This window comes from Streptomyces sp. NPDC005402 (genome assembly GCF_040606575.1).
Classification (GTDB): Bacteria; Actinomycetota; Actinomycetes; order Streptomycetales; family Streptomycetaceae; genus Streptomyces.
The window spans coordinates 1-1,422 of the sequence record NZ_JBEXFB010000077.1 but is presented as its reverse complement, the minus strand read 5'-3'; the positions used below and the strand labels follow the sequence as shown (position 1 = coordinate 1,422).

Below are 1,422 nucleotides of genomic sequence, written 5' to 3'. Positions count from 1 at the left end.
CTAGTGTGCTGCGCCAGAAATCCTGAGGGTTAGTAAGTACCCTGTTGCCATGTCGCATCCGGGGCCTTCTGCTGTGTCGATCACACTGTCCGAATCGGAGCGCGCCGAGTTGGTGCGCCGCACAAAGATGCCGCACCGGCGCTCGGCCGAGAAGGCCCGCATCATCCTGGCGTGTGCTGACGGCATGTCAAACGCTGTTGTCGCACGGCTCGTCGGTGTCCAGTCCAAGACGGTCGGTAAGTGGCGCCGGGCTTTCGCCGCAGAGCGGATGGCCGGGCTTGAGGACGCCGGCTGGATCGGCCGCCCGAAGGCCGACCTGATCCTCGACGAGGCCGAGCGCAGGCAGCTGACACAGTGGGCGCGGCAGGCCAAAACTGCCCAGTTCCTCGCGTTACGAGCCAAGATCGTGCTGCGCTGCGCGGAGGGCGGGACGAACCAGCAGGCCGCGGCCGACCTCGGGATCGACAGGTCGACCGTGGACCGCTGGCGGGCCCGGTTCATCGCGAAACGCCTCGATGGCCTGCAGGACGAGCCGCGCTCGGGCCGGCCGCCTTCGATCCTCCTCGACCAGGTCGAGGAGGTCGTCGTGGCCACCCTGGAGTCGGTCCCGGGCCAGGACACGCACTGGTCACGGGCCTCGATGGCACAGCGCACCGGCCTGTCGAAATCGACGATCGGGCGGATCTGGAAGCGGTTCGATCTCAAGCCCCACCTGCAGGACTCCTTCAAACTGTCCACCGATCCGCAGTTCGTCGCCAAGGTCGTCGACGTCGTCGGCCTGTACCACCACCCGCCCGAGAAGGCGGTCGTGCTCTGCGTGGACGAGAAGAGCCAGATCCAGGCGCTGGACCGGTCCCAGCCGGTGCTGCCGATGATGCCGGGCATGCCCGAGCGGCGTACCCATGACTATCTGAGGCATGGCATCACCAGCCTGTTCGCCGCCTTCAACATCGCCGACGGCACCGTCATATCGGCACTGCACCGCCGCCACCGGGCGATCGAGTTCAAGAAGTTCCTGGTCCGGATCGACAAGGCGGTGCCCGCCGGGCTCGACGTCCACCTCGTCTGCGACAACTACGCCACCCACAACACCGCCGAGATCAGGACGTGGCTCGCCAAACACCCCCGCTTCCACGTCCACTTCACCCCCACCGGCTCCTCCTGGATGAACCAGGTGGAGCGGTGGTTCGGCCTGCTCACCGACAAGCTCATCCGCCGCGGCGTCCACACCTCCGTGAAGGCGCTGGAGGACGACATCACCGCATGGATCGACACCTGGAACAAGAACCCGCGGCCCTTCACCTGGACCAAGACCGCCGACGAGATCCTCAACTCCCTCGCCGACTACCTCACCAAGGTCGGAACCACCGGCCAGAAAACAGAGCAGAACTAACCCTCAGGATTTCTGGCGCAGCACACTAG

At 65.9% G+C, this 1,422-nt stretch carries 1 protein-coding gene; it reads left to right on the top strand.

Going from position 1 to position 1,422, the window contains the following annotated elements:
* Positions 1-73 precede the first annotated feature (73 nt).
* Positions 74-1,393, top strand: coding sequence for an IS630 family transposase (locus ABZT02_RS46135; protein ID WP_356029476.1), 1,320 nt, complete (start codon positions 74-76; stop codon positions 1,391-1,393).
* The last annotated feature ends 29 nt before the right edge of the window (positions 1,394-1,422 follow it).